This window comes from Paenibacillus sp. GCM10027626 (assembly GCF_042676285.1).
GTDB lineage: Bacteria > Bacillota > Bacilli > Paenibacillales > Paenibacillaceae > Paenibacillus_Z.
Window position 1 is genome coordinate 77,345 of the sequence record NZ_JBHTHC010000003.1, and the last position, 25,694, is coordinate 103,038.

Consider the following 25,694-nt stretch of genomic DNA (forward strand, 5'->3'; position numbering starts at 1 on the left):
GAATGAAAAGATACACCCTATTGTTAGGCTTGCTCATGGTTGCGCTAATTATGGGCGGCTGTAGTTCCCAAGAGACAGCAGGGAATTATCAGGCCGTCGCGTTTAAGGGAGTCGAGCTGGAGATTCCGGACGAATGGACTTTTTTATCGCAAATGAGCGACGAAATCCAGTACAAACTGAACTTCGAAGGGAAGAAAGTCGGTTTTTTCTACATCTACTCTTTTCCTTATCCAAGGGAAGTCTATAAAAGCATGTTTATCGACTGGAAAAAGGAGACCTACAAAGGCATCTATGCGCTCAGTGATAAAACGAAGCTTCAAAAGAATATGACGCTGATGACTTTCAAAGCCAATGCCGATGACGCGCAAAGCAGCACAATGACTTCTAATGTGATACAGATCATCCTTGTAGAGAGCGCCGATCAAGTTCTAGAAGTGTCCTTTGATATGCCGGCTGACTATTACGAGAATAATTCCGATGTCCTCAAGCATATTCAGAAGAGCTTAAAATGGACAAAGTAGAAGGCAATGCCCAGGGTTCTCTCCAAATATTCCACCCTGGGTGACCTCTGATGGGGCTCGTCCATTTCAACGAATACCGGACTTACCGGGTACACTTCTCTCTAGACCAGGCTATCTCCGCGGATAGTCCCCTTCCTCAACTTATCGCCGACAAAATCTCCGTTGACGATATGGAGCATCGAAACTCCCCCTTCAAAAAGTAAGAGAGCGCTAGTATCCCGACAAGGCCAAATAAACCCAGTGCAATGAAAAATATAGGGTTCAAGGTCTTTTTTACGGAACTGAACTGAATTGAACCAACCTCTCCACTCCCTTGCATAAAGAGCCTGGTCCGGATTATTCCGTACTAGGCTCTTAAACGATTCTTTATGCCTTGATTCCGTCGTAAACGGCTTTGCAGAGATCAACGGTAAACTGGCCCGACATGCCTTCCAGCGCGGTATTGGTAAATGCCACAACGCTGAGCTTCCGCTCAGGATCAACGAACCACGAATGGCCGTAGGTCCCGCCCATCCGCCAGGTGCCCGGCGATTCCGGCGTGCCTGCGGCGACAGGATCCTTAAGCAGCGTAAATCCAAGACCGAAGCCTCTGCCCGGCCAATAAGCCATCGGCAGATCGCCGATCTGGTTTGTCGTCATTTCGCGAACCAGCCGCTCAGGCAGCAGCGGCGTTCCTCCCTTGCGCAATGTTTCCAGGAGCCGTAAAAAGTCACAGGCGCTTCCGACCATGCCGGCTCCGCCGGAAGGAAAAGCCGATTCGTCAAGCGCCCGGCTAGGGGCAAGCCGGAAGCCCGCCGTGCCTTCCACGAATGCCAGGCTGTCGGGATCATACATAGGCCGCGGCACAGGAACATCATTGGCATAAGCAGTGGTCAGCCGCTCCGGGTCAACGGCGGAAAACCCGGTATCATTCATGCCAAGCGGTTTCAGCACCAAGGAATGAACGGCTTCTTGAAGAGGCATTTCAGTAACCTTGGCAATAACGGCGCCCAGCACATCTGTCGCGATCGAATATTTCCACTGAGTGCCTGGCGCGTAAAGGAGCGGAACGGAGGCAATACGACGCAGGTTCTCTTCCAATGTGATGCCGGCCTGGTCCATCCCATCCGACACCCCTGCACGGTGATAGGGACCATTCTCTTCCTGAAAGAAACGGTAAGTCAGCCCCGCCGTGTGCGTCATTAAATGCCGAATCGTGAGCTCCGCGATTTCACCATTTTGCAAACGCGGCTGAAAGTATGGAAGCCATCGATCAATGCGGTCGTCTAATTGGAGCCGACCTTGCGATACGAGTACCAAGGCAGCCGTTGAAACGATCGGTTTCGAAACAGAGGCAAGCCTGAACAAGGCATTTTCTTGCATCGGAATGTTCCTCTCACGGTCGGCAAAACCGGCAGCACCGTTATAAACCAGCACTCCGTCTACCGCCACCTTAACAACAGCGCCAACCAGCCGATTATCGGCAAGAGTACGCTCGATAACTTCATCCATGTTTGTATCCAATTTCTTACTCAACTTTCATCATCCTTTCTCAATAGTTAAAGCCTTGATCACTTTACTATTGTGAGTTTATTATAAATATTAAGTACAGTGATTTACATAAAGCATTCAAGTTATATCTACCCTAAAACAAAGGAAAACGAGTTAGTTGGCGAGAAAATCCTTAAAATTAAAGGAGTCGATTTCGACGGACCATATTGATAGGAAAAAGGAATCATTGAGGAGGGACTAAGTTTCTTACAGTTACCACAGTAATCTGAAAAGATGGATTGACCGCTCTAACGGCATTTCAACCAAGTATTTACAACATTATCTGGCTTGGTTCCGTTACTTAGACAGCAAGAAATATGAAAACACAACGTCGAATAAAAAGAATATGTTGGTTGCTTCTTGCTAAAGATATCGAAATTAAGTAATAATTAAATTTGTGAAGTGGTTAAACTCCTCTACCGAAGACACCAACGATTCCTTAGCGAATAATCAAATCACAGAAGAAATGGGCTGATGTTAAATGGATAAAGAAATTAAAATCTTGGCTATTTCGGGAAGTCTTCGTCAAAACTCTTCAAATAAAGCACTAATGAATGCCATCATCGGATTAGCCAAGGAGAACGTTAAATTTACCATCTATGGCGGGTTGGGCGACCTGCCGCATTTTAATCAAGACATCGATGCTGTCGAAGAACCTGTTCCGGTCAGAGAATTAAGGACACATATTAAGGATGCAGATGGTGTGCTTATATGTACACCGGAATATGGGAATGGAGTGCCTGGTGTGTTAAAAAACGCCTTGGATTGGCTCGTATCTTCAGGCGAGTTCATGAATAAACCTACAGCAGTAATCAGTGCCTCACCATCTCCAATGGGCGGTGATAAAGCTAATGCTTCACTTCTGCTTACACTTAAAATGATTAATGCTGATATTGTAGAAAGAGGAACATTGATAATACCGCACATCACTTTGAAACTAAATAAAGAAGGTATTATTACAGATCCAGAACTAAAGCAGGAATTATTATCTGTGCTCCAGACACTTGAGCATGCTTGTCATCAAGGCGAGACGATATAAACCATGAAATGAGAATTATCCAACTACGAAAAACGATAGGTTAGATCAACAGAACAGACTTTGTGCTTCTTTTTCTGCAAGCGCCTAATAACCATCTGATAGAGCCGTAAAAATGATACCAATAACAACACCAATTGTATTGAGTATGATATCGTCTACTAAAACATACAGGATTGTAATCAGATTGAAAATGACCGGATAGCAATTGCCATCCGGTCATTACTTAATTAACTATGCTAAAAGATTAAGTTCACATACGTCTACGACAACCTCCACCCTGCGCTTTACCACTATTTGTGCTACGGTTCACCGCGTATACTCTTAAACTATCCTGCCCGTTCGTACACGAGGTTGCCGATTTTGTGGGTCTGTTGTCAAAAGCCAATTTCGTTGAAAAGGTATTTTGTCAACAGGCCCTTTATGCCGGCAGCCTCATCTTGTTCATATTGAGCTATTGTCCGTTAGTTGATATTGTCCCGCACGACAGAACCCTAGCCTCTGCAGCTCAGATAATCGAGTTAATGCCTCCGCTCAGAGGTAGCTCGATTGTAAAACAACATGAGCAGTGCCAGCAAACCGTTTCATGGAGAATACCTACAAGGAATGCTTGGCTAGCAGAACGGCGAAGCGATCCATCAACTCGATTGCACCCTCGGTCATTCCAGATTGTAGTACACCGTCACGAATTTCTACCGACGGATAGAGAGACGTTTCTGTTAGTTTCGTTTTTCCGCCTGGCAATTCCTCGAAAGTCACTGTGACCAGCCCGACAGACGGAACACCTTCGAATTCGTACGTATGAACAAGTCGTTCCGGCGCCGTGATTTCGTGAAAAACACCGTTATGCGCGTACTCATTTCCGGCCGGATCGCGCTGGACATAACGCCAAACTCCGCCCTTTTTCGCATCCAAGCTGTCCACGATCGTCGTCATGACGCTCGGACCCCACCATTCGGGAAGATACTTGGCATCCGTCCACATCCGGAAAACGAGTTCCCGGGGAGCTTCAAACGTCCGGCTGATGATAACCTCCTGTTTATTCGGTTCAGCAACAATCGATGTTTTGGACATGTACAATTCTCCTCTTTTCGTCATTTAGGTTCGTTCTGCTCTTCCTGTACTTTGCTAAGAAGAGCGTCCAATCGGCTGAATTGCTCTTCTTTGGCCTCCAGGAACGATTGCGACCACTTGTCCAGTTCGGCAAACCGCTCCTTACGAATCTTGAAAATCCGCCTATTCGCTACGGCCTCCACATCGACGAGCCCAGCTTCCGTCAACACCCGGAGATGCTTGGACGACTGGGGTAACCGAAGTCCGAGACGTTCAGCGATTTCCCCGAGCGTCAGGGCTCCCATGTCCCGTAACAACTCCACGATGTTCACCCGGTTAGGCTCGGCAAGCGCGCTTAACGTCGCAGCATTCATCGACCGTTCCTCCTCCTTTCTAACCTGGTAGCCAAATCGTATTCGACTTACTGAGTTCAATATACCACGCACAAACTTTCCTGTAAAGGAAATTTCCTTTTAAGGAAACTATACCGCATCCCCTAGAGCAACACCTTTTCAAGTTCGCCACCCATTTTCGGGCAGCCATACTTGGTGCCTTCGAATGCTCACTTTCTCGCCATCATCTGGAATTTGAGGTTTTGAAAATAACTCCACGTCTCCATACCCCACAAGACGAAAAAAATGTGGATGTGGTAAGTGAGGTTTGTATGCTTGATTATGATTTAAAAAACATTTCCATGCCCCAAACGGCTCAAATGTATGAACCGTTGCTTACCAACCTGTTTATCTTTCCAATCATCGTATGGTAATGGGATTGAGAAATAAAAATCCTCTGTAGCAAGCGCGAGGAAATCAGTCGTGTCCCCAACTTCAAATGCGGATCGAAAAGTCTGAAAGGCCGCCGCGGCACCTGTTGTTTATTCTTGAGCTCGTTCCGTTAGCGGAGCAAAGGGGATCGAGTCCAGTTCACATTGAAGGTTTGCGGTACAATTTGTTGTAGAAAATACAACATTCGAACCCTCATTCTACCGTTTTAGTCGCAAATGTTGTACGTTGTGCAACAATCATCGCTCTTTAAGCGCCCTGGAGGAGAGATTTGTTGCATTTCATACAACAATTTGGAGCAAACCTCCTTCCTCCAATCGACTTGTTGCACAAACTGCAACATTTCAGCGCCTTTTCTACTCATCCAAGTATCGGCTTCGCCCGGTGAGACACCTCTTCTTGGATTTGTGAGCAAAGTACGTAGGCTTTCTCTATTTGCAGCTAATCCATTAACCCCACGACATCCGTGGCCATGTCCGCAATCCCATACTCCTCCGCCGGATGGCCGCTGCGTCCCGAACCCCGATTGTCCAGCATAATGAAGCGGCACTTGTCCGCCAGCGCGCTCCTCGTTGCCGGATGCCATCAATCCAGATTGCTGTCCTTACCTTGAATGCCGATCAAAGGAAATCCTTTCCCTTCGGTTTCATAATAAATCGGTATGCCGCGGGTTCGGCCCTAATTCATGGTTCTCAAACGCAAAAAAAGGTTCATCCAGCCGCTCAAGCTGTTGAATGAACCTTGTTCTCTCGATATTGATTTTTAATATCCCATATCCTTTAATATCTTGGATAACGTGCGCAAACGCTCGCCGATCATTTCACCATCGTCGCTCAGCGCCTGGTTGAACAGCTTGATGTCTTCATTAATTCTCTCATTGTCTGTACATATGGCTACGGTCATGGCATCCCCTTGCAAACCAACCCGGTCGATAACGGGCTTTTGCGGGTCATATAAATCCTCGTAACGATAGGCTTCGCGAAAATGTTCCAGAGACCGGCAAATTAGAATGGACAAATCAAGGACACGATGGAGAGGCAGTTCCTCCGATTGTCTTGACCATTTTTCACCCGTGTATCTCCATACCTTGGCCGAAATATCGACCTTGCCTCTATCGTTCCACTGGGCTAATCCCAGGGAAAGACCTTTCGCGTCCGTGTTCCCGGCCGTTCGTCCATCAACCTTCTCATAATTTTCCGAGACGACAACAGGTTTATGTTTTAACGTTGTAGGTATTTTCATCTTTATTCCCTCATTCCGTTTGCCTATTAACTAATTTACTGAACGATGGTTTCATCTTAGCTTGAATTTTACCGCGAGTCAAATCCGTTTTGATTAGGCCCAGTAAATCACAAAACCCGCCAATGGAACATTGACGGGCTTCATTTATTTGTCGTTCATTTAATCTTTTAGAGGCTTATTATATCCTCTGTCTCCGTAGGGCTGTAACTTATGAAGCCATGGCTTCAATATTTGTTTTTGTTCCCAGCGCATATCCGTGATCTTATCGGTTTCCTTCTGCTGCAAGACCTCATAAGTGAACGCATCCGCTCCGAATTCTTTCCAATCCTTTTGCAACTCGGCATTGGCGAATCTGCCTTGATTGAGCTGCATCTGCAGGGTGAACCATTTGTTTTTCAAGTTGGGATAGCTGTCGATAAAGATTTTCCCATTGACTTCATTTTTGATTTGGGCAACGCCCATATACGTTTTGATCTGCTTGAATTCCGCAAGCAGCCTTCTCTTTTTGTTCATATCCATATCTTTCTCTCCTCATCCTGGCTAATGAAGATTTATGGAGACTACAAATACCTGGCGATAATCCGAACTAATTTTGCAGGAAACTCACGTAAATTTGTAATATCCAAAAATTTTTCATTACCGTAGATTTCACTAATCACATCTTTATCTTGGCCGATTGCAGCCGCAAGGAAGGTAATGCCTTTCCGTTCATATTCCTCGATTGTCTGCTGCATATCTGCGACGGCATACCTTCCAGTATAATTGTCCATTGCTTTAGGCTGTCCATCACTGATGCTAATCAACAGCTTGGTCTGCTCTGGTGAAACAGCTAACCGTTCCCCCATAATTCTAAGGGCCATTCCATCACGATTATTGCTCCGAGCCTGAATCCGCATCAGCCTGAATCGATCGGCAGCATCCGGTTTATCGAAGTCAGCATAGGCAAAGATCGACATTTGTTCCATTTTAGAAACATCCGCAGTATCGCCATAGATGATTACAGGTATATTGCATATTTGACAAAATTCATATACCGCAATGACGGCTCGTTTGGCTGCTTCCAATCTCCCAAAAGCTGCCATCGATGCAGATTCGTCTACCCTTAGTCCAACCACAAGTGAAGGGGATTCGGATGGGGGCCGTTTTTTGGCAAAATACCTATAATCCCTGTAAGCCACGCTGTCTGCCTGAAACTTACTGCCATAGTAACGATTTCGCTCAAATTCGGAAGACGTCTCATGTTCCAGTAGCGGAAGGGTCTTTCGGGCAATTTCCTGGACGACCGGCATAAGCTCCTTGCTTAGACGGACATATTCCGCTTGGAGTTCCTGATCGTAATCTGGACGGTGAACGATGAGCTTTACTCTTTCGTGAACGGAATCGGACACGATCTCTCTTGCGGCCTGATTAAGCTTTTTACGAAAATCGCGCTCTTGTTGTTTTGCCTCTTCAGGCATGGGTTCGGGGTTGGCCTGATGATATTGCGGAGAGCCATTTTCTCCGGTATCCGTACTTCTCATGTCGGTTGAGTCATCGGATACACGGGAAGAGCTTTCTTCACTATCGGCAGACTTTTTTAGTGCGACCGCCTTTTCATCTTCAATGTTCTCATCATTGGCAGCATTGTCGCCTATATCCCCCCATGTCTTGATTTCTATGGCATCATCGCGAGATTCTTTTTTTTTACCTCACTCGTCACGGTTTCTAAACTGGTAATCAGACCGTGCTTTTCGAGTGCTTCCTCCAAAATTCTGATTTCCTCTGAATCCGTGGTTATTTTGTAGATGACCTTATGATACAGAGATTCTTTGGCCGAGGCTCCTCCTGCAACTGCATCTGTCCAGTAGAAAAAGGAACGCATGCCCGCCACACCCTTGATCGCATTGGCTCGGGCTGTTGCATCCAAAATCATTATCGTATCTGCCAACACGCTCAGTACCTTTTCATCCTGATAACCGACTTTACCTTTTGCCCGTTCAACCATGACTTCTTTGGTGGGCAGATCCATCTTCTCCGAGTGTTGGACTCTGTCCCGCAGCGCTTCATTGAGCGGCCTCGCCCCTGCATAACTGCGATTGGTTGTAATGACCGCGATGAAATCCGGATGTCTGCGAATGATTTCAGTAGGAAGATTAATGCTGCCATCCAGTTCGAGCGCAGAGTTTAACGCCATGAGTACCGCGGCATCCCGAATCACGTTAGGTTCTTGAATTTCGAGAAGATACCCTTTTTGATAGGCCCTGACGATCTCCGATGGGTAAAAGCGGTACTCCACGGCTTCACCGTTAGTCTGCTCCGCAGCAAGCTTCAGCAATTGCTTCATCTTTAAGGCCGCTTGCTCCTGCGTAAGCCCCATTGCTTCCATTAAAATTTCTGTCGTGCTTTGAAAACCATCGCTTTCATATAGAGCTTTGAGAACGCTTTGCTCTACAGGGTCCAGTTTCTCTAATTGTTCAGAAGTAATGACCGGCAAAATAGCGCCAATAATATCCGATTTATCCATATCCGCAAAGCAGGTCACTTTCGTATAGGGCAACCCGAAATTAGCTGATAATGCTTTCGCTAATTGGGTTTTGCCGGAACCGGCATCCCCTTCTAACAGAATGTTGGCAATTTTCATTTCCCCGCGGTTCCAGTTCCGCTTTACTTCTTGACTAATGCGCCGTTCTTCCTCGCTGGTCTTATGAGATGCCGGCTTTTTCCAGACCAGCATTTCTTCTGCATCTGTTAATTGTCTCTCAGGTGACAAATAATATTCTATTTGTTCTTGCATTATTTTTTCTCCTCCTTGCCCGTCATGCTGTCGGACCTACCTCAGCTTTACTTCTCTTTTTAACCACAATAGGGAGCAGCAAAAGCGCACCGATCACCACAAACACACCACTCGCCGTAAATACCCCTAGTAAGGAAAACGTATCTTTCAGATAGCCGGAGATGAACATGCCGACCACCATCATTCCCATAAAAATAGGCGTAATCGCTCCTGATACCCGGCCAATAAACGCCCCTTCGGTGTTTCGCACAAGAAGCGTCTGAATTCCGCCTTGAATACAAGGGTAGAACAATCCACTGATCACAAGCAGAACGATCGTCAGCCAGATTTGTTTTGACGCACCCATGCCAACCGTACAGATAGCATTGACAAGTAAACCGACCAACAGCAATAACTGTGGCTTTACCTTCTTGGCGACCGCGATAATGGCGGCTCCCCCTACCAGCATGGCTGCCCCATTGGCCATCACGAGCCATTGCAGAAATTGTTTATCCCGTCCCAAATTCTCGATGACAAGGAAAATTTGAAGCGGCTGAGTCAATCCAGATGCCAAACCGACTGCCGAGAACGTCATACTCAGCGTTCTTAAGGACTTATTGGACCCGATATAGCGCAGTCCATCTGTCAACTCCTTGATGAAGCCGCCGGCTTCTCTTGTCTTCGGTTCCTCCTCATCACGAGGAAGGGTCGATAAGATGAAGGAAGAACCAAGGAACATCACTGCTGTCAAAATCAAAGAGACGTTAATACCAAACTTAAGAAAAATAAACGTACCGATGGCCGGCCCCAACACCATAAAGATAGCGACCAGCGTTTGAGACATTGCCATGACGCCCTGCAATTGTTCAGCGGGCACATGCCGCTTGTACAGTTTCATCGCCGAAGGCTGAGAAAATTGCGACAAGCTGGCAGAGACAAAGGATCCAATCAGAAGTGCAACCCAGCCGCCATTCATGACCGCCAGCAGCACGGCCACGACGGACAAGCCGGACAACAAATCGCTCCATACCATGGTTCTCTTCGGTCGCCAACGGTCGGCAAAGGTCCCGCCAATCAGGCCTAATAAAAAGATCGGTGCAAATTCCGCAACCGAAATCAGTGATACATCAACCGGATTATTATGCGTCAATTCGGAAACATACAGAAGGACGGCATAATTCCGGATCCATATTCCCAGCTGAAGCAGCACCCGGGAGAGGATAATCGTTCGAACATATCGATTCGCAAACATTTTAATACCCCATATCGTTTAAAATTTTGGATAACGCGCGCAGGCGTTCGCCGAACATTTCATCATTATCGCTCAAAGCCTGGCTGAACAGCTTAATATCTTCATTAATTTTTTCATTGTCCATAGAAACGGCTACAGTCATGGCATCGCCTTGAAGGGCAATGCGATCGATAACCGGCTGCTGCGGATCATATAGGTGCTCATATCGATAAGCTTCTTGAAAATGAGCCAGTGTCCGACAGATCAAAATGGACAAATCCAGAGCGCGATGGAGAGGGAGCTCTTCCGATTGCCTTGACCACTTTTCCCCGGTGTATCTCCATACCTTAGCCGAAATATCAACCTTCCCTCGATCATTCCACTGGGCCAATCCCAGGGAAAGGCCTTTCGCGTCCGTGTTTCTGGCCAATCGGCCATCAACCTTCTCATAATTCTCCGATACAACAACAGGCTTATGTTTTAACGTTGTAGGAATTTTCATTTAATCCCTTCTCTCCATTTACTAATTTAGTAATTTACTAAATCACTGCTCAATCTTATCTCGGATTTTCTCGTTTGTCAAGCCGTTTTAAAATTTGAGGATTAACCCTATCCATTTTTTGATCAAGAAATGCTTTTCACAAAAAGAAGTTAATGCCAAATAGAAAGCCGCTTTCCCGTCTGAGAAAACGAGGATAACAAAAAAACAAGTCGATTATGGTGGTATCTACCATAATCGACCTGTTCGATATAAAGAAAAATCGTTATTTAGAGTGTTGCTATTCAGGAAGCGCCTGTCAATTGCGACGAGCCGTTCGCTCTATGCCATCAACGGTTACTTTGTACAGTTGGTGCGGCAGGTCGTGTCCCATGCCGTCAACCAACATTAGCTCGGCGCCCGGGATGGCAGAAGCTGTGTCCTCGCCACACGCCGGGACGAACAGGGGATCGTCCATCCCATGAATGACAAGTGCTGGTACTTTTATGGTCGCTAGCCGCGGACGACGGTCACCGGAGACAGCGATCGCAGCAATTTGTCGTCCGACACTGCCTGGATCGTAGGCTCGCTGGGCTTCCTCCAGAATGAGTGCCCGATAAGCGTCTTCTTCAAACGGATAGCCAGTGCCGGCGATGCGTTTGGCAAAAGAGAGGCTGTGCGCCAAAAATCCTGCTTCATCCTCAAAGGGGTTCGGCGCCGGTTTAGTCATCATCGCCATGACATCCGGGGAAGCTTGCGGAAGGGTGGGATTACCGGAACTGGACATAATGGAAGTGAGTGATAAAACCCGTTCAGGGTACTCACTGGCTGCAATCTGGGCGATCATTCCGCCCATCGACCTGCCAACGAAATGTGCCCGGTCAATTGAAAGGGCGTCGAGCAGTCCGATAGCGTCGTTGGACATGTCATCGAGAGTGTAAGGGATGTCCGGTCGCTGTCCTGACATGAGAGCAGTCGCCAGTGCGTCAAAATCCAGCGCCCGATAATGGCTAAAGTGTGTCGAGCAACCTGCGTCTCGATTGTCAAAGCGGATTACGCGAAAGCCCCGCGCTGCTAATATCCGACAAAACGGAACCGTCCATCGGATCATCTGGGTTCCAAGCCCGGCGATTAGGATAATAACCTCGTCATTTTCGTTACCGAAACTGTCATAGGCCAAATCAACGCCGTTGACTTTCAGAATGTTCATGATCTTGTTCTCCTCCAATTAATTCGGTATCGGAAGTTCTGTCATAGGCAGAAGGCGTGAATCTTCGATCGCTGCAGTCCGATGCCCGATACCGGCCAGGTAGTCTTGATGACTTGAAAAAGCAAGAAACGACTGCGGGCTGCTCTGGCGGATCAGCATAACAAGATCCCATCTTTCGTCTTCGGGTCCGATAAGAAACTCTCCGCCATCGCCAAGAAACATGATTTCACCTCCGCTTTCACGGAGAAATGGGAGGGTGTGCTCAATATAGCGGTTGAAAGCTTCCGCACCGCTGATGGGGTCCTCCGGTGTTAGTTCAGGATTGGCTGTGTAATCGGCAACATCACGAAAACGCAGCAGGTTCAACATGACGATGCTGCCCTCAATGCCTCGTTGCATGAACCTCATGCCAGCGCGTTGCGATGGTTCGATGTAACGAATAGATTCAAACTCTGTCATAGCGGCTCCTTTCGTAGTTCCTTTTTTTAATTCTTTACGCCTCTACATGCTTTCATTCATAAGTTCCCTTCAGGGAATGCATTAGCGGCTAATCTTTTGACATGGTTTCTGATATCAGGTGCCCAGTCATCGATGAAGTGGTAAAAACGATCCAAATCACCAGCATACAGTGCCCGCAGAGCTTCTTCGTATTGATGGAAGTTCCCGGCCATAGCTGTCATAAAGTTATATGTTGCTTCTTGTGACTCTCGGATATTGCCCTGTTTTTCTCCAGCACGGCGAGCCTCATCAATGAGTTTTCGTAATGTTACCGACGCCCCTCCAGGTTGACTCTTGAGCCATTCCCAATGTCGTGGCAATAACGTAACCTCACCGGATACAACCCCCAGCTTGGGTCGACCGACCCGCCGTGTAGGCTGGTGATTCACTTCCGTACCGGGTAAGTCACCAAACTGTTCTCCTAATCGTTTGAGCACATCATCTGTCTTCCCACGAAAATCAACATCTACTGGCTTCCCTGTGGAATCGTCAAATATAAGCAACTGTGTGAGGTCTCTGTCATCCAGAGCTTCCTTCACTGTAGTAACAACGTGCTGTAACGAACCGCTGGCGACGACTCCCACACCCAAAAATGCCGTGCAGTAAAAGCGCGTTAGGACATTACTCATGCTGACCTCCTCCTCTGAATGCATCACCAATTATATCCGGGTAAAAATAAAAAGTCAATATTACCCGGGTAAAATGCATTTTGTCGTTCGTTATGGAGGGAATAAATGCAAAAGACGCGGCCTAAGAGGAACCGCGCTGTTGAGGGCTAGCGTTTGCTTTATGTTGTACATGCTGTGTTTTGTCGCAAAACTGCCCGTTAGAGCCTCGCGAACGTGATGTAATCGACTTGGACGGGCTCTGCCGATTCGATCCGAAGTGCCCGGTTGATCTGTCCCCGGTGATATTGCCCATGTAAGAGGACCTGCGACAGGATGTCACGGACGGATGTTCGGAACGGAACCCCGCTCTGGTTCGCATAGTCAACCATCTCGTCCAACTCGAATTCCTCGAGCCCCTCGATATAGACGCGATATTGCTCGGCGTTCTCTTCGAACATCGTCCGGATTGCCGTCAGGTCTTCCGCTTCCTCCCACAACGAATATTGCGCGCTGCCCTTGCCCTGCAATCGGGACAGCCAGACTCGTTCCGCGACAGCGACGTGCCGAACCAGCTTCAGAAGGTCCATGTTCTTCGTCTCACTCTCCTCGAGCGCGTCCAAGATGCGTCCGTCCGCCCAGTACAGGTGGTCCATCATGCGCTTGATCGTCTTCATTTCGGTTTCCCCCTCTTCGTCTCATCGATTACTTGAACCTACTGTTATCCGTTAGTTTAATCATTTGGTCAGAGGTGTTTTTTCGACATGTCATCCAATTTTGTGCGGTCTTTATCAAACTTCATAAATGGGACACACCCCTTTATAGAATGTTGTAACCGACGAATCCATACTAACACATATTGGAATTATTCTGCCCGTTAGTTTAACGCGGTCCGACGGAAAAAACTTATGGCGCTCTAGCAATCCTTTAGTGGAATGGAAAATTCAACATAAAAAGGATGAAGTTCTTCATTCAAACAAAGCTCGGTATACTGCCCTTTAGCTTAATAAAACAAGGAACAGCTGCCGCGGTAAACTGTTCCTTGTTATGTTCAACTAATGTGTCCCGTTAGTTGAACGATTTGTACTCAGATCTCATTTGAAAATATGAACTACCCTTCTTGATTGTAGGTCAATATCATACTTCTCCTTCTGCAATCAGATGCCCGCCTGCATTGTCCGAACACCGATGGCAATTCATCAATAATATTTATCGCCGCGGTCGCCATAACAAACTTAACGCATAGTTGAAAAAAACAATAGACTTATGTTTAAATTTTTTATAGAATATTATGTATCTATGGTATTTTCTCGGAGTGCTCAAACATTATTGAGTCATACAAATTACTAATAACCGGCACATATTTGTGCCGGTTATTTATTAAACTATCCTGCCAGATAGCTCAACAAGCTGCCGGAAGGCCGGCAGCTTATGTCATGGCCTAACGTTCCCGTTAGCTTAATCCGTAGGGGGGCGCCTACGATTTCTTATATTCTCCTCTTTCACCTCAAAGAGGCTCGTCGGAAATGGGATAAAGTTCTTTCAATTTGGCAAGGTGAATGTACATGTTACCTTTTCCAGATTAAGCAAGTGCAAACCCCCGATTCCGTAATTCAGTCAATTTTTCTTTAGGCATAACCTAACTTTGTCTGTTGAATGGCTGCTGATTAGTCGGTTTATTCAATCTTTTGGTGCGAGCACCTTCTGAATAAATCGATGCCGAAGCTGAAGCGGCATCTCCGGAAAGGGGAAAGCCTCATCCTTTGGAGCAGGTAGAACTTTAGTAAATAACATGAAAATGAAAGGTAAATTATGGACATAATTTCTAATGCTGCAAAAATTGTGTTGGAAAAGGCAGGCTGGTATGAAGGGAGAGCAATATCGACTGAAAAAAATATTTCGTTATTAAAAAATTCTGGATATCCTATTTTTGATACACTAAAGGAATTTTTGGAGGAGTTCGGCGATTTGGATTTAAATTTTGATAATGTCTTTGGTGTCAATATTTTTATCAGCTTTGATATTGAATGGTCCCTGTTGAATGCCTGGTTTTACGAAAAGGACCTGATAGTTGAAGATTATCCCAAAGCCATTGGATGCGATAAACTGGCGCTAATTGGAAGGGAAAATACGCAAACCTGTCTGGCTATTACCGAAAACGGCATAATATATACCCTGTATGATGGCTATATTCTGGAAGCTGGAAAGGGAAGAGAAGCAGTTAACAATCTTATCACCAAAAGCTATAAGGATTTAAAACAGATCCCAATACCGGATTGGTGGGGTGAATAATTCCATTTTTTTCATCATTCTGGAGCACTTCGAACATCGACTTCACTTTATTTTCCATAAACCCTTCGAATTTCATTATTAAAAATAATAACTATAGCCCCTTTTGAAAAAGGACACCGCGGCAACGCAACCTATTGCTTGTAGTTGAACTATCGTACCCGTAAGTGTAATCACTGATATCCTGTTCCTTGCAGTTCTAATCTTTTACGTTTAGTTCATAAAAAAGTTGACTTTAAGGAGCCTCCCGGGTCAGTCCCAAATGATCGATTCCTGACTCATTTAACAAAAACTATTTGCGTTTCTTGCGAAGTTGGTGCAGCGCTTGCTTGGCATTGTAGGAAACGAGATCGTCTTCGTGATTGAGTAGTTGTTCGATCCGTTCCTCCGTTTCAGGGACTCCAAACTGCGCCAGACTATAGAGCATGTTGATGAGCTGAAAAGGGCTCTCTTCCTTACGGCTTGCGTTAAGTGCGATGTCCACAAGCTTTTCATCACGGCCGATCCGCCATAACGCAAGCGCAATGTCAACCTTCATTTCCCCTTCGGCTCCGGGAAGAATCTCGTACAAAACGTCTTTCGCCTTGTGCGATCGCAAATAACCGAGCGCCATGACTGGCCAGTTGTCACGCAGGCTTACGATGCGGAGAAGCTCTTCTTCCGCTACCTGACGTTCTTCCGCCGTCATGCGGTCGAACAATTCGAGCGGCGGCCCGTCTTTTCGCTTCTCCCAAGTCGGGGCATCCAAAAAATAAATGACAAACTTCTGATATGCTTTCATCGCTAACCTCCTGCTATTGGGTTTTTCCTCCCCAAATTTGCGTGATAAAGATCAATTACAACTAACATTATGCTCGTTAGCTTAACGTAAAAAAGGTTAATCATTTACATTATTCATATTATAGTTTCGCATTATCCAAATATTTCCTAACAAAGCGGACATATTCTTTTGATTTTCAGCAAGCCAAAGCATTTCCTTTGCGAAGCGAGCGGGAGGTACACTGTGTTGATCCATTTACAGTGTATATTAAATTTTAATGTGAAAATCATAAATCTCTTTCGATTGAACGCAAAGGAATATAACCGCAGTTCCGAATGTTGCTGGCTTAGCAAGTGATAATTTAAAGCTTTGTACAGATAAACAAACTTCTCTTACTTTTTCAAGCCATCTCATATCTTCAGTAAATCAGAACAACTTGATTACCTTCTGCTGATTGAATCACAATATCATGCAGAAGAAATTGGAGGATAGCATTTATCGAAAACACGTTGGTGTGTCGGAATTGATAACTTAAAGATTATCGATGGTAAACTCATCTCAACCATTATTGGTTGCATCACTTTCAGAAGTTTTCTGCTTAAAGTCTAATATTGTGTAATCATTTCCGTACATCAGACCTTCCTCAACTACTTCGTCATCATGCAAAATAAAGTATGCGTGTCGTTGTTGCCCTTCTCTAAGCGGGTAAGCTATATATTTATCACCGTCGCCCATGATTTTGATTGTGGGTGGTAAACCTAATTGCTCCGTAATATCGCCGTAAGTCTTTCCATAAGTAGTACCACGAACAAACCTTGTGGCATATAGCCCAGTAAGATTATCATTTGTTTCGGCTATTGGGTTGTTAAAATAATACATAGCGGTGTATCCCTCATTTTTTTCCATAGAAATGTCCGATTTACGAGTAAGCACACTGTATTCTGTATATTTCAATACGGTGGAACCATCTGGCTGCGGCCATATTTCATCCGGATCGCCGTAACGGTCAGAAACATTCTCAAAAGAATAACCCAAAAATATTCTGGAAGGATATCCGAAATAGTCTTCGGACCATAGGACATTTGTCGCCAGAGTGTTAAACAAATCCGAAAAACCCAAATCCCAAGGCTTGTTAATCCCAAAACGCGCGGCTAAATCATCAATGGTATAGGAATCAGTGTTGAAAAGTCTCGTCTGATCAACATAATGCAAAAAGTTTACTTTTTCCAAGCCTTCTACGGAGGCGAACAAAAGTAAGGCGTCGTACTCCCAGATCATCCCGTAAAAAGGGTCTGCAGCGTTCCTGCTGCCGCCATCAAACTCGTATGCGTAGTTGATTTCTTTCGTTTGACCATCTTCTAAAGAAAATGATTTATATTCAGAATCGTCCTGTAGCGGTAATGATTTTATAATGTGGTTTATATGTTCATTGTCCTGTGAAAAGGTTGTTCTATTATCAAGAATATCTGTGAGAAGCGTTTTTGTGTATCCTAACTTTGTCAAAAGCTTATTTTCACTAATATCCACTTTAGAGGTGATTAAACCCCCTAAAATGCCAACGGTCAGCATAACTGCAAGCAGAGCAGTCGCGCCGTTTCTCTTTTTCTTTGTATTAAAGATATTTGCAAATCTGTTTTTCAACGTTTTTTGCCCCCCATAGAAATTGGTTGACAATACCGTTTGAAGTGATTTTTGCGCGGTTATCGAAGCCAGGATGGTTTCGCTGTACGACCTGCGTTCATCATTGGATAAACCGTTTATTACTTTATCATCACACGATAATTCCAAATCGGCGCTTGCTTCACGAAACAGAAGATACATAAACGGATTGAACCAATGTACCGCACTCACAATAATTAAGAACAGCTTATACCAAAGGTCGCGTCGTTTATAATGGGTCAGTTCATGACGTAAAATGAAGTTTAAATCTGTGTCGGAATAACTCTCATTCGGCAAAAATAAAAGCGGCTTTAAGAAGCCAGTCATCAAAGGACTTGAAATACTTTTGCTAATAAGTACAGGAATCTCTTTTTTCACTCCCATATCTGCCGCTATTCCGCGAAGTGTATTCATAATTCGTGCATCTGTAGGCTCTTTGCTCCAACGCAGAGCCTTTTTCTTAAATAATAAATAGCCAATAAATTGATAAGTTAGGAATAGCACAGCGCCAATTGCCCATATCAATATAAGTATATTTATCAGCGTAATCGGGTTTGTTTGAGTTAAAGGCACAGGGATGTTTGTCATTACCTGCTCTGTTTGGGCGGGGGGCATTGTGGTGTTTTGTTGCATAGATACTGTATTTACAAACGCGGGCATTGGCGTGTTCGGGATATTTACGGTCATAGGCGGAGCCGGAAACGAAAAATTGAACGGGATAATAAGTCGTAATGCTAATATGAGCCATATCCAATATTTCCATTTCGCGGCATACGTCTTATTGAACAGCCCCGACGACAATTTAAGCAAAAGAATGACTAAGCCTGTAGTGACAGATATCCCAACTAATGTAATAAATAGATTTTCAATCATTGTCTTTCCTCCCTCCCAGTTCATCAATCATTTTCCGTAATTCAGATAAATCCGTATCATTTATGGCATTACTGTCATAAAGATTTGTTACCAAATTTTTTAAAGAGTTCCCATATAATTTTTCTAAAAACGAACTGCTCTCTTTTGCCTTGTAGTCCTTTTCAGAAATGAGCGCGGAATAATAATTTGTCCGTGTACTTCTGTCACAGTAAACAAAGCCTTTCTCTGCCAGTCTTGCAAGAATCGTCATTAGCGTTGATAACTTCCAATTACGACGGTTATGTAAATTTTCCAATATATAGTTTGATGTAACAGACTCCTTAACGTCCCATATAACAAGCATGATTTCCAGTTCAGCGTCACCTAAACGTTTTATTTTTTCGTCCACAGTTATGACCTCCAATATCGGGTTATTCGTTGTTTGATTATTATACGATTGAATAATGATATTATCAAGTATAAGCTTATAAGATTGTAAAAATATTCACTTTAGCCGCCGACCGATTTTAAAGTATTGGACTCGCTATCTTGATCTCATACGGATTATCATTCCAGAAAGCGCTAGGTTCTAAAAATAAACAGGGCAGCTTTGGACTGACAAATAAAGTCCTAGGCTGCCGCTTTGCTGACTCAACTAACGTTACCCGTTTGCGTAATAAAGTTATCACAACAAACTTTCGCATTTCTTAATCATAACCACCTTCTGCCATAGGTAACGCTATATATGCGTCTTTGCCTTCAATGATCTGCTGGATATCTGTTCTTAATTCCACTAATTGATTTGCATCATTGGTCACACTACAATTCTGGTCTGTCCACGAGAAGGTTTTCGTTTCCCCATCGACAGTAATTTTCCAGCTTTCCGTATTACTTGGAGTCTTGAAACAGCCGCCTTGCTGTGAAAATTCTTTTGTTCCCATGATATTTATTTCTCTCATCTTTTCATAAATACTTTGCATCTCATCTTTGGTAAATGCGAAGTTTGCCGTTGCCGTACCTTTCATAATCAAATCTTTTGTAACCGTATTGTCATAGGTGTTTATTTCATTTTTGTTTACCTCACCATACCCGAAGCTGACCGAGAAATTAAAATCCTCAGGCATTTCCTTAGGCATTTTATTCTCCTGACTAATCTTGGATTCTGTATCCGATCTGTGTTCTAAATCCAAATTCTGACCACAACCAGAAATGAACAACAATGAAATAATTATCGCTAAAAGTGTCCTTATCATCCTAATCCCCCCGTTACATTGATAACGTGTACTGGAAGAGATTTGTTACATTAGTCTGACAGTTAGCTTAATAAAACGAACAAGCGCCGCGGCGCATAATTGCCAACCTTCTTAGCTCAGTTTCGTCACTGCCCTGAAACAATGCTATTTATTCTCCAAGAGCAAATAGAGCTCACATCTCCCGTTACTCCAATGAGTCTGTGAAAAATAATTTATGAAATATAAAACCCTTCAACATCTAAATCGAACGAATGGTATTTCAACTTCCTATTTTGAATCCAATTTTCCAAGGGTATTATCCACGGGCGATATTTTATGAAATTACGCAAATCTCTTATATTCACAAACTGCACCTCTATTACATCTTGGTCAGGATCGCTAATTTCGTTTTGCTCTGACTGCAAGCTCCCTGCATAATAAACTTGGAGATATTGTCCATATTTCTCTGAGGTATACTCCGTAACGAAAGCAACATCTTCAACAGCTACCTTAATCCCTGTTTCTTCATATGCTTCTCGTTCTGCAGCCTTTAAGAAGGTTTCACCCATTTCAGTTGAACCTTTCGGCAAACTCCACCCTGATTTATCTTTTACCAAAAGCACCGCATCGTCTTTTATAAATTACGATTCCAGCCGCAAGATTATGAGCCAATGTTTTTCCAACCCCTTTTATGGTGATGAAAGTACATTTCAGTTAAATTATGGAATAAAATTAAGAAGGATTAGGTGGCTATTGTTACTGCCTTCTTTGAATTACTGACTATGGATTAAATTATTCTGTTTATCAAAGACTTCTACTACGTAGTCAGATGATTCCTCTTTAAAATATCCATACCATAAATATGTGTTAGGAACGTCCTTAACATCCGTTAAACTTTCTTTCAAGTTCTTCAATGTCTCTTGGTGAATATCATTTATAATAATCTTTTCAAGATTATCAAAGGAGGTAAGACCAAAATAGAATTTATTTGAGTCATTCGATGCACCAGTACTCGCCATTGATAATTTCTGTTCTATATCAATTTCTAAACCAGTCCCAGTGGATGATCCATCAAATTTCCATCCGAAAATACCCTTATCTAAACTTACTCCAACTATTTGGTTTTCTTTATTCAAGAAAAAATAAAAGGCTTTTCTTCCATATTCACTCCCTCCAATAATTTGATTTATCTGCATGAAATTTGAGGAACCTTCTTCGTTATAGAGTACATCATTTATAGATTTAAATGACCTATTGTAATCTGAAACAAAATAAATTAAACCGTAGATTAATAGAATTATAAATAGAATTTTTCTTTTCTTCATTTGACTCTCCTTAAAGTATTCACAGTAATTTCACCAAACGATTAATTTGCGAACTTCGCAATTAATTCCATACTTGGAGTTATTCGCGAAGCGTTAAAACTATCCTGCCAATAGAAGGGATGAAAAAACTGTATCCTTAAGACCGTGACAACAACTTTATTCCACTAAACCCAAAGAAGCCGCGATTTACGCGGCACTTAATGAGATAAAGTTCTTGTCAACCGAGACATGGCTGTGACAAGTCAGGTTAAGAGATCCTGAGCTCCTCTCGTTTATAAAATTAAAACGTATTATACACATTTTCACATTCTTCCGCGGTCGGTTCATAAAAACAGTGCTTCTTCCATCGTCCTGCGAGCGGCTGATTATACCAAGTTGGCGGACATGGTCCGGGAGCTTCGAACGTTCCTGGACGGAAATACCATAGGGAGAATTTGCCTGGCCAATTCCGCTCCCCATTCACAGACCGTCGCGCCAGACGGCGTTCTCTGTCTCTTGCGTTTTGATAGTACAAACCATGTTGCAACGCTTCGAACGCATGCGGCTGGTTGATCATTTGGGGGATTGTCCGGAGTCCTTTAAAATCGGAGCAATTCGCTCTTATTCGGTTAATGCCAACATTTCCAACAAGGAGCATGCCCATTTCGCCTTCGGTCTCAGCTTCGGCTCGAAGCAACCTTGCCAACATATTAATATCCTGTTGCCTAGCTTTTACGACTGCCATTGGCTCACCTCTTTAGGTTTCTAGACTCATTATATTGTAGGTGAAGCGGATGTGTTACTCTGACAAAATCGAGAGCGATAATAAATAGCCGTTCACTGGTCTTGAGCACTTACCTTGGAACCATTGTTCTGTCTGTCCCTATCCAATACTTTTCTTAGCTTGTTCGAGTAAATACGATACATAATCGGCTTTTTCGTCCGAATAAGACAGCAGTGTAGTATATCCTTTCTTGATGGCGTCGAGTTTTCTTTCACAATATTGCTTGGCTACATGTGGGTTTTCTCTTAAGTAATCTCTAATGAGAAGATTATTTACCCATTGCTCGCCATTTCAAATGACGACAGCAAGATTATAGGCATGTTCTTGGCGTTTTCGAAAATATAATCTTCCCTTTACACCAGTTTCTCCGAACCCTTCATAACCAAGTTGTGTTAGATTATTAGTTACGGAATTGCTGTAGTTTTTAGTATCCCAAAATGAACAAGAGCAGGCCGCCGCGGCACCTGCTCTTGTTCATTTCACAATCGTTTTCCTTTAAGTGATAGCTAATTTACTGACAACACTATCGGGACCAGAAAAAATGGACCCGCCGTTGCGAACGGTATCGCGAATAAGTCTTATCATCGATTCTCGATCGGCCTTCACCGCAGAAATCCAATTCTGTGGCGCATCGGTCTCAGGGTCGTACTGGGCGCCCCAACCGGCTAACTCAAGCAATACTGGTATTAAATCCAGTCCTTTGTCCGAAAGAAAATAAACCTCTTTGCGCTTATCTGTAGCATGGGGCTTTTTAACGAGAATGCCTTTCAACTCTAAATGAGCAAGGCGGCTGGCCAGTATATTTGATGAAATTCTCTCTTCAGACTCTATGAACTCCCTGTAAGTGTTCTTTCCAAAATATACGATGTCTCGGATAATCAGCAACGACCAGTTATCGCCAAAAGCCTCTAAAGAAAAATTAATCGGGCAGTGTGATTTAGTATCTGAACGTTTCATAAGAACCAATTTATCATACTTGCATAACAAAAGCAATTTTACTTGCATTATAAAAGTGATAATCGTATACTGGGATCATTGTAGCCTGTTTAAAATTTCTAATTCACGCAGGGAGGAATGGATTACATGAGCACATTTTCAATGCCTCAGATCGTTTCGGAAGAAGAGTGGCAGATTGCTCGTCAAAAACTGCTCGTCAAAGAAAAGGAACTCACCCGCGCGTTGGACGCACTTGCCTCGGAGCGCAGAAGGCTGCCGATGGTGCGAATTGAAAAAGATTACGTGTTCGAGGGACCGAACGGCACAACGAGCCTGCTTGATCTTTTCGACGGACGTCGCCAGCTCATCGTCTATCATTTCATGATGGCTCCAGGCTCCGACCATCCCTGCCGCGGCTGCTCATCCTTTGTTGACAACATTGGTCACCTAGCCCATCTGCACGCCCGTGATACTTCCTTCATTCTCGTTTCGCCAGCACCCTTTACACAGATCGAACTTTTTCGAAAGCGCATGGGCTGGACAATCCCTTGGTTTTCTTCAAACGGCGATAATTTCAATATCGACTGCGGTGCAGGCAAAGGATTTGGTTTGAGTATCTTCCTCCATAATGACCATAGCGTGTTTCGAACCTATTATACGACGGCACGCGGTGTAGACAGGATCAGAGCCGACTTCAATTTCCTCGATCTGACGCCCTACGGCCGGCAGGAGGATTGGGAGGATTCACCTGAAGGGTGGCCGCAAACACCTCCATACACGTGGTGGCGATTACACGACGAGTACGAAGTATGACCCAGGATGGATTCTAGGTGAATCGGTCAAGCGTTTGCCAAGCACGATAGAAGCAGCCCAGCTTTACCCGGATATAAAGAGCAGGTCGCCATGGCACCTGCTCCTGTCATTCTTAGTTTCACTATATATCACTATCCTGCCCGTTAGGTTAACGCGGTCCGACGGAAAAAACTTATGGCGCTCTAGCAATCCTTTGACGGAATGGAAAATTCAACATAAAAAGGATGAAGTTCTTCATTCAAACAAAACTCAATTCTTTGCTTAAAATTTCCCCAATTTACCATCTCTAATGCTGTTTCGATTGGAAAAAATCCTACTTCTAAAGACTCAGGAGTAGTTGTTAATTCTCCTCCAACTGGTCTGCCTAAAAATAAAGTGTTACAAATACAACCACTTACATTTTGAAAAATACCACAGAACTTTGTAACTTCAATATCTATACCGCTCTCTTCCTTTGTTTCCCTTATCGCTGCATCTTTCAATGATTCACCTTCTTCAACCTGCCCTCCTGGCATTTCCCATCCTCGTCTAGGACCTTTTATCAATAATATTTCGTTACGCTCATTAACTACAATTGTTGCCGCAGAAACTATATGCTTTGGAGCCACTTCATCGTCCTCCCCTTTTTAAATTAATAAAACTATATTACCACTAATTTCCTATCGCGGTATACTGCCCTTTAGCTTAATAAAACACGGAACAGCTGCCGCGGCAAACTGTTCCGTGTTATGTTCAACTAACGTGTTCCGTTAGCGTAACAACGGCAGGATTAGAACAAATCAATCCAGCTTCGTAATATACTTATTGTCTTAAGAACTCAAGAACCTGGATAGAATCATCTCCACCAGCTTCGGCATGATTTATAAGTGGGATACCGTGAGGTCCAAGTGAATGTTTCAGATCAGGATTATCAGTAAGTACAGCTCTGACAATGTCGATTTTCCCTAACATAGCAGCTGCAAATAGATCAATGCGAGCCCCTTTACTTAAAAGAAAACTCGCAATATCTTTTCTGCCCATATGAGCGGCAGCCCCTAAAGCAGTCTCCCAATCACCATTTCCCCAATCCCACGATGCATTTACAAGACCTGGTTCTTGATCGAGTAGTTGCTTAATTCGTTCTAAGTCACCATGGGCATTACCTACGAACTCTTGAACAAGTTCGGGTTTGATAGATTGTTTGTTTTCCATTAATAATCTCCTCTGATTTAAATTATATTAAGAGTTGGGCTGACTCTGGATGCCCTTTTAATATGGCTACTGTATATGCTGTTTCCCCATTATCGTTTAAAGCGGTTTTGTCAGCATCATTTTCTAATAGAAGCTTAATGATCGATTCTCTACCAAAGTATCCAGCAACATGAAGTGGAGTAAACCCTAAACGCCATTTCCCTTCACATTTAGCATTAATATCTGCTCCATTAGCAATAAGAGTCCTTACAACATGCTCGTGATTCCCAGCGATCGCCGCGTGTATCGCCATGTTATTTAAGTTATTATCTTTGCTCCTTGCGTTTACTTCTGCTCCATGATCCAGCAAAAAATTTACGGTTTCCTCGTTACCAAAATAGGACGCTAACCCTAGGGGAGTAAAGCCATCATTACTATAGCTATGTAAAAAATCAGGTGATTTTTTAAATAACCTCTTCAGTTGGGGTATGTTTCCGATTGCTGATGCTTCAAAAACATTTAGTTCAGCACCATTACTAATAAGCAACTCTTTAATCTCATTTGTTCGATAATAGGCGGACATGAGAACTGCTGTTTCTCCCTTGTCATTTCTTGCATTTACAAGCATCGAATCTTTATTTATTAGCTCAGCAACTTTTTCAAGATCGTTTATTTTTACAGCTTCAATCATTTCATTTTTGAGTTGATGAACATTATCTGCAAGACGCTGAGCCTTCATAAGCAGATCCTCTGATGATTTAATACCAGCATTAATGAAATAGGAAACTGCACGAGAGCGATTTGTTTCTAATCCCGATTCAATTAACAAATCAACAGCACGTAAAGATAATTCATCTAAGCGGATAGATATAACTACACTCTGCTTTTTATTTTTCATAAAGATCTCCGTTTGTATTATTTATTACAAAATTACAATATCACATTTCCATTTCTTGT

The 25,694-nt window shown here is 43.8% G+C and carries 29 protein-coding genes and 2 pseudogenes; 5 read left to right on the forward strand and 26 right to left on the reverse strand.

Translation table 11 applies throughout. The features are described 5' to 3' along the window. The first annotated feature begins 2 nt into the window (after positions 1-2). The gene (locus ACFQ0N_RS07430; protein WP_379324436.1) at positions 3-521 is read left to right on the forward strand and encodes a hypothetical protein; all 519 of its coding nucleotides are present in this window, start codon (positions 3-5) and stop codon (positions 519-521) included. 366 nt (positions 522-887) lie between these two features. Here ACFQ0N_RS07430 and ACFQ0N_RS07435 read toward each other — a convergent pair whose 3' ends face one another. After that, positions 888-2,012, reverse strand: a complete 1,125-nt coding sequence (locus ACFQ0N_RS07435; protein ID WP_379325375.1) for a serine hydrolase domain-containing protein — start codon at positions 2,010-2,012, stop codon at positions 888-890. Between the two features lie 250 nt (positions 2,013-2,262). On the opposite strand from ACFQ0N_RS07435, the pseudogene ACFQ0N_RS07440 reads away from it, so the two are divergent. Both ACFQ0N_RS07440 and ACFQ0N_RS07445 read left to right on the forward strand, forming a co-directional pair. Continuing rightward, positions 2,263-2,416, forward strand: a pseudogene (locus ACFQ0N_RS07440) (IS1595 family transposase); the annotation flags it as partial. Positions 2,417-2,532: 116 nt separating this feature from the next. Next, positions 2,533-3,090 carry an NADPH-dependent FMN reductase gene (locus ACFQ0N_RS07445; RefSeq protein WP_379324438.1) on the forward strand — a complete coding sequence of 186 codons (558 nt, stop codon included), beginning with the start codon at positions 2,533-2,535 and terminating at the stop codon, positions 3,088-3,090. Between the two features lie 594 nt (positions 3,091-3,684). Here the strand turns inward: ACFQ0N_RS07445 and ACFQ0N_RS07450 are convergent. The 13 genes from ACFQ0N_RS07450 to ACFQ0N_RS07510 form a co-directional block, all read right to left on the reverse strand. After that, positions 3,685-4,161, reverse strand: a complete 477-nt coding sequence (locus tag ACFQ0N_RS07450; protein ID WP_379324440.1) for an SRPBCC family protein — start codon at positions 4,159-4,161, stop codon at positions 3,685-3,687. A gap of 20 nt (positions 4,162-4,181) precedes the next feature. Continuing rightward, complete coding sequence (locus tag ACFQ0N_RS07455) at positions 4,182-4,514, reverse strand: ArsR/SmtB family transcription factor (RefSeq protein ID WP_379324442.1); 333 nt, start codon at positions 4,512-4,514, stop codon at positions 4,182-4,184. 849 nt (positions 4,515-5,363) lie between these two features. Beyond that, complete coding sequence (locus ACFQ0N_RS07460) at positions 5,364-5,459, reverse strand: alpha/beta fold hydrolase (protein WP_379324444.1); 96 nt, start codon at positions 5,457-5,459, stop codon at positions 5,364-5,366. Between the two features lie 225 nt (positions 5,460-5,684). Beyond that, positions 5,685-6,164: a DUF6530 family protein gene (locus tag ACFQ0N_RS07465; protein WP_379324446.1), complete on the reverse strand. Its 480-nt coding sequence runs from the start codon at positions 6,162-6,164 to the stop codon at positions 5,685-5,687. Positions 6,165-6,323: 159 nt separating this feature from the next. Beyond that, on the reverse strand, positions 6,324-6,683 hold the full coding sequence (locus tag ACFQ0N_RS07470) for a GIY-YIG nuclease family protein (protein WP_379324448.1): 360 nt from the start codon (positions 6,681-6,683) through the stop codon (positions 6,324-6,326). A gap of 41 nt (positions 6,684-6,724) precedes the next feature. Further along, positions 6,725-7,684, reverse strand: a complete 960-nt coding sequence (locus ACFQ0N_RS07475; RefSeq protein WP_379324450.1) for a vWA domain-containing protein — start codon at positions 7,682-7,684, stop codon at positions 6,725-6,727. 134 nt (positions 7,685-7,818) lie between these two features. After that, complete coding sequence (locus tag ACFQ0N_RS07480; protein WP_379324452.1) at positions 7,819-8,937, reverse strand: AAA family ATPase; 1,119 nt, start codon at positions 8,935-8,937, stop codon at positions 7,819-7,821. A 22-nt stretch (positions 8,938-8,959) separates the two neighbouring features. After that, positions 8,960-10,168: an MFS transporter gene (locus ACFQ0N_RS07485; RefSeq protein ID WP_379324454.1), complete on the reverse strand. Its 1,209-nt coding sequence runs from the start codon at positions 10,166-10,168 to the stop codon at positions 8,960-8,962. A 1-nt stretch (position 10,169) separates the two neighbouring features. Then, positions 10,170-10,649: a DUF6530 family protein gene (locus tag ACFQ0N_RS07490; RefSeq protein ID WP_379324456.1), complete on the reverse strand. Its 480-nt coding sequence runs from the start codon at positions 10,647-10,649 to the stop codon at positions 10,170-10,172. Between the two features lie 295 nt (positions 10,650-10,944). Beyond that, positions 10,945-11,835, reverse strand: coding sequence for an alpha/beta fold hydrolase (locus tag ACFQ0N_RS07495; RefSeq protein WP_379324458.1), 891 nt, complete (start codon positions 11,833-11,835; stop codon positions 10,945-10,947). Between the two features lie 18 nt (positions 11,836-11,853). After that, on the reverse strand, positions 11,854-12,294 hold the full coding sequence (locus tag ACFQ0N_RS07500; protein WP_379324460.1) for a DUF1330 domain-containing protein: 441 nt from the start codon (positions 12,292-12,294) through the stop codon (positions 11,854-11,856). A gap of 56 nt (positions 12,295-12,350) precedes the next feature. Then, positions 12,351-12,962 carry a DUF2239 family protein gene (locus ACFQ0N_RS07505; RefSeq protein WP_379324462.1) on the reverse strand — a complete coding sequence of 204 codons (612 nt, stop codon included), beginning with the start codon at positions 12,960-12,962 and terminating at the stop codon, positions 12,351-12,353. A 197-nt stretch (positions 12,963-13,159) separates the two neighbouring features. Further along, positions 13,160-13,615: a DinB family protein gene (locus ACFQ0N_RS07510; protein WP_379324464.1), complete on the reverse strand. Its 456-nt coding sequence runs from the start codon at positions 13,613-13,615 to the stop codon at positions 13,160-13,162. A gap of 1,135 nt (positions 13,616-14,750) precedes the next feature. On the opposite strand from ACFQ0N_RS07510, the gene ACFQ0N_RS07515 reads away from it, so the two are divergent. Next, on the forward strand, positions 14,751-15,230 hold the full coding sequence (locus ACFQ0N_RS07515; RefSeq protein ID WP_379324466.1) for an SUKH-3 domain-containing protein: 480 nt from the start codon (positions 14,751-14,753) through the stop codon (positions 15,228-15,230). A gap of 289 nt (positions 15,231-15,519) precedes the next feature. Here the strand turns inward: ACFQ0N_RS07515 and ACFQ0N_RS07520 are convergent, their stop codons facing one another. The 9 genes and pseudogenes from ACFQ0N_RS07520 to ACFQ0N_RS07560 form a co-directional block, all read right to left on the reverse strand. After that, positions 15,520-16,008, reverse strand: a complete 489-nt coding sequence (locus ACFQ0N_RS07520; RefSeq protein WP_379324468.1) for a HEAT repeat domain-containing protein — start codon at positions 16,006-16,008, stop codon at positions 15,520-15,522. A 537-nt stretch (positions 16,009-16,545) separates the two neighbouring features. Further along, positions 16,546-18,519, reverse strand: coding sequence for a M56 family metallopeptidase (locus ACFQ0N_RS07525; RefSeq protein ID WP_379324470.1), 1,974 nt, complete (start codon positions 18,517-18,519; stop codon positions 16,546-16,548). Continuing rightward, complete coding sequence (locus ACFQ0N_RS07530) at positions 18,512-18,907, reverse strand: BlaI/MecI/CopY family transcriptional regulator (RefSeq protein ID WP_379324472.1); 396 nt, start codon at positions 18,905-18,907, stop codon at positions 18,512-18,514. Before ACFQ0N_RS07530 ends, ACFQ0N_RS07525 begins: the two co-directional genes overlap by 8 nt. Positions 18,908-19,205: 298 nt before the next feature. Further along, positions 19,206-19,751: a hypothetical protein gene (locus tag ACFQ0N_RS07535; RefSeq protein ID WP_379324474.1), complete on the reverse strand. Its 546-nt coding sequence runs from the start codon at positions 19,749-19,751 to the stop codon at positions 19,206-19,208. Positions 19,752-19,963: 212 nt separating this feature from the next. Then, a complete protein-coding gene (locus ACFQ0N_RS07540) occupies positions 19,964-20,353 on the reverse strand; it encodes an NUDIX domain-containing protein (protein ID WP_379324476.1) in 390 nt (129 codons plus the stop codon). A gap of 150 nt (positions 20,354-20,503) precedes the next feature. Beyond that, positions 20,504-21,055: a hypothetical protein gene (locus ACFQ0N_RS07545; protein ID WP_379324478.1), complete on the reverse strand. Its 552-nt coding sequence runs from the start codon at positions 21,053-21,055 to the stop codon at positions 20,504-20,506. A 280-nt stretch (positions 21,056-21,335) separates the two neighbouring features. Further along, entirely contained in the window at positions 21,336-21,779 is a 444-nt protein-coding gene (locus ACFQ0N_RS07550; protein WP_379324480.1) for a cell wall hydrolase, read from the reverse strand. 138 nt (positions 21,780-21,917) lie between these two features. Continuing rightward, a pseudogene (locus ACFQ0N_RS07555) lies at positions 21,918-22,091 on the reverse strand (GrpB family protein); the annotation flags it as partial. 222 nt (positions 22,092-22,313) lie between these two features. After that, on the reverse strand, positions 22,314-22,823 hold the full coding sequence (locus ACFQ0N_RS07560; protein ID WP_379324482.1) for a winged helix-turn-helix transcriptional regulator: 510 nt from the start codon (positions 22,821-22,823) through the stop codon (positions 22,314-22,316). Between the two features lie 78 nt (positions 22,824-22,901). Between ACFQ0N_RS07560 and ACFQ0N_RS07565 the strand changes: the two genes are divergently transcribed. Continuing rightward, a complete protein-coding gene (locus tag ACFQ0N_RS07565) occupies positions 22,902-23,567 on the forward strand; it encodes a DUF899 domain-containing protein (RefSeq protein WP_379324484.1) in 666 nt (221 codons plus the stop codon). 182 nt (positions 23,568-23,749) lie between these two features. Here ACFQ0N_RS07565 and ACFQ0N_RS07570 read toward each other — a convergent pair whose 3' ends face one another. The 3 genes from ACFQ0N_RS07570 to ACFQ0N_RS07580 all read right to left on the reverse strand — a co-directional run bounded on the left by ACFQ0N_RS07570 (position 23,750) and on the right by ACFQ0N_RS07580 (position 25,635). After that, positions 23,750-24,175 carry an NUDIX hydrolase gene (locus tag ACFQ0N_RS07570; RefSeq protein WP_379324486.1) on the reverse strand — a complete coding sequence of 142 codons (426 nt, stop codon included), beginning with the start codon at positions 24,173-24,175 and terminating at the stop codon, positions 23,750-23,752. A 193-nt stretch (positions 24,176-24,368) separates the two neighbouring features. After that, entirely contained in the window at positions 24,369-24,758 is a 390-nt protein-coding gene (locus ACFQ0N_RS07575) for an ankyrin repeat domain-containing protein (protein WP_379324488.1), read from the reverse strand. 22 nt (positions 24,759-24,780) lie between these two features. Continuing rightward, the gene (locus ACFQ0N_RS07580) at positions 24,781-25,635 is read right to left on the reverse strand and encodes an ankyrin repeat domain-containing protein (protein ID WP_379324490.1); all 855 of its coding nucleotides are present in this window, start codon (positions 25,633-25,635) and stop codon (positions 24,781-24,783) included. Between the last annotated feature and the right edge of the window lie 59 nt (positions 25,636-25,694).

Excerpts from the sequence above, each read along its gene's own strand:
- ACFQ0N_RS07430 (WP_379324436.1), top strand. The coding sequence starts at position 3 with ATGAAAAGATACACCCTATTGTTAGGCTTGCTCATGGTTGCGCTAATT.
- ACFQ0N_RS07435 (WP_379325375.1), bottom strand. The coding sequence starts at position 2,012 with ATGGATGAAGTTATCGAGCGTACTCTTGCCGATAATCGGCTGGTTGGC.
- ACFQ0N_RS07445 (WP_379324438.1), top strand. The coding sequence starts at position 2,533 with ATGGATAAAGAAATTAAAATCTTGGCTATTTCGGGAAGTCTTCGTCAA.
- ACFQ0N_RS07450 (WP_379324440.1), bottom strand. The coding sequence starts at position 4,161 with ATGTCCAAAACATCGATTGTTGCTGAACCGAATAAACAGGAGGTTATC.
- ACFQ0N_RS07455 (WP_379324442.1), bottom strand. The coding sequence starts at position 4,514 with ATGAATGCTGCGACGTTAAGCGCGCTTGCCGAGCCTAACCGGGTGAAC.
- ACFQ0N_RS07460 (WP_379324444.1), bottom strand. The coding sequence starts at position 5,459 with ATGCTGGACAATCGGGGTTCGGGACGCAGCGGCCATCCGGCGGAGGAG.
- ACFQ0N_RS07465 (WP_379324446.1), bottom strand. The coding sequence starts at position 6,164 with ATGAAAATACCTACAACGTTAAAACATAAACCTGTTGTCGTCTCGGAA.
- ACFQ0N_RS07470 (WP_379324448.1), bottom strand. The coding sequence starts at position 6,683 with ATGGATATGAACAAAAAGAGAAGGCTGCTTGCGGAATTCAAGCAGATC.
- ACFQ0N_RS07475 (WP_379324450.1), bottom strand. The coding sequence starts at position 7,684 with ATGAGAAGTACGGATACCGGAGAAAATGGCTCTCCGCAATATCATCAG.
- ACFQ0N_RS07480 (WP_379324452.1), bottom strand. The coding sequence starts at position 8,937 with ATGCAAGAACAAATAGAATATTATTTGTCACCTGAGAGACAATTAACA.
- ACFQ0N_RS07485 (WP_379324454.1), bottom strand. The coding sequence starts at position 10,168 with ATGTTTGCGAATCGATATGTTCGAACGATTATCCTCTCCCGGGTGCTG.
- ACFQ0N_RS07490 (WP_379324456.1), bottom strand. The coding sequence starts at position 10,649 with ATGAAAATTCCTACAACGTTAAAACATAAGCCTGTTGTTGTATCGGAG.
- ACFQ0N_RS07495 (WP_379324458.1), bottom strand. The coding sequence starts at position 11,835 with ATGAACATTCTGAAAGTCAACGGCGTTGATTTGGCCTATGACAGTTTC.
- ACFQ0N_RS07500 (WP_379324460.1), bottom strand. The coding sequence starts at position 12,294 with ATGACAGAGTTTGAATCTATTCGTTACATCGAACCATCGCAACGCGCT.
- ACFQ0N_RS07505 (WP_379324462.1), bottom strand. The coding sequence starts at position 12,962 with ATGAGTAATGTCCTAACGCGCTTTTACTGCACGGCATTTTTGGGTGTG.
- ACFQ0N_RS07510 (WP_379324464.1), bottom strand. The coding sequence starts at position 13,615 with ATGAAGACGATCAAGCGCATGATGGACCACCTGTACTGGGCGGACGGA.
- ACFQ0N_RS07515 (WP_379324466.1), top strand. The coding sequence starts at position 14,751 with ATGGACATAATTTCTAATGCTGCAAAAATTGTGTTGGAAAAGGCAGGC.
- ACFQ0N_RS07520 (WP_379324468.1), bottom strand. The coding sequence starts at position 16,008 with ATGAAAGCATATCAGAAGTTTGTCATTTATTTTTTGGATGCCCCGACT.
- ACFQ0N_RS07525 (WP_379324470.1), bottom strand. The coding sequence starts at position 18,519 with ATGATTGAAAATCTATTTATTACATTAGTTGGGATATCTGTCACTACA.
- ACFQ0N_RS07535 (WP_379324474.1), bottom strand. The coding sequence starts at position 19,751 with ATGATAAGGACACTTTTAGCGATAATTATTTCATTGTTGTTCATTTCT.
- ACFQ0N_RS07545 (WP_379324478.1), bottom strand. The coding sequence starts at position 21,055 with ATGAAGAAAAGAAAAATTCTATTTATAATTCTATTAATCTACGGTTTA.
- ACFQ0N_RS07550 (WP_379324480.1), bottom strand. The coding sequence starts at position 21,779 with ATGGCAGTCGTAAAAGCTAGGCAACAGGATATTAATATGTTGGCAAGG.
- ACFQ0N_RS07560 (WP_379324482.1), bottom strand. The coding sequence starts at position 22,823 with ATGCAAGTAAAATTGCTTTTGTTATGCAAGTATGATAAATTGGTTCTT.
- ACFQ0N_RS07565 (WP_379324484.1), top strand. The coding sequence starts at position 22,902 with ATGAGCACATTTTCAATGCCTCAGATCGTTTCGGAAGAAGAGTGGCAG.
- ACFQ0N_RS07575 (WP_379324488.1), bottom strand. The coding sequence starts at position 24,758 with ATGGAAAACAAACAATCTATCAAACCCGAACTTGTTCAAGAGTTCGTA.
- ACFQ0N_RS07580 (WP_379324490.1), bottom strand. The coding sequence starts at position 25,635 with ATGAAAAATAAAAAGCAGAGTGTAGTTATATCTATCCGCTTAGATGAA.